General features: G+C 72.1%; 1 pseudogene. It reads right to left on the reverse strand.

The features are described 5' to 3' along the window. Positions 1-275: 275 nt before the first annotated feature. A pseudogene (locus A6V37_RS42045) lies at positions 276-538 on the reverse strand (alginate lyase family protein); the annotation flags it as partial.

Genomic DNA, 538 nt, shown 5'->3' on the forward strand with positions numbered 1-538 from the left:
GGGGGGGGTGACGGGGGAGGGTCAGCGCGGGAGTGGCGGCGGAGCGTGAGGCGAGTGACGATGGGGGGGCGTTGGGTAGCGCGGATGGGGGGGGCGTGTGGGGCGTAGAGGGGGCGCGCGGACCGCGCGGCAGCGTGGGGAAGCAGCGTCAACGCGCTGACGTAGGGGTCGTTGCGGGGGGCGATCGGTGGTGGCAGAAGTTGGGAAGCGGGCTGGTGGTGAGACTCGCGGGGTGGGGCACGAGCAATGGGGGCCCGGATGATCGCGCACGGAGGGAGCGCGGGGTCGAGCAGCAGATCGCGGTCTTGTGCCGCTTGGACGCTTTGAGCGGAGGGGCCTGCGTGCGGCAGCGGGCCTTCCGTGTGCAGTGTGACGAGCGCGTGCGGCGGGTCGTTCAGATGGGCGTGCACATTGCTCACCAGCGGTTTCACAGCGGGATCGGCGGTCGTGCGCTCACTGGTTTGCAGCGCGGGGGCCGCGCAAAAATTCGTCGCGGCCTGGGCCTGCTGCAGCGGCAGCAGCACGGCGGCGCCGGCAT

It is taken from the genome of Paraburkholderia ginsengiterrae (assembly GCF_001645125.1).
GTDB lineage: Bacteria > Pseudomonadota > Gammaproteobacteria > Burkholderiales > Burkholderiaceae > Paraburkholderia > Paraburkholderia ginsengiterrae.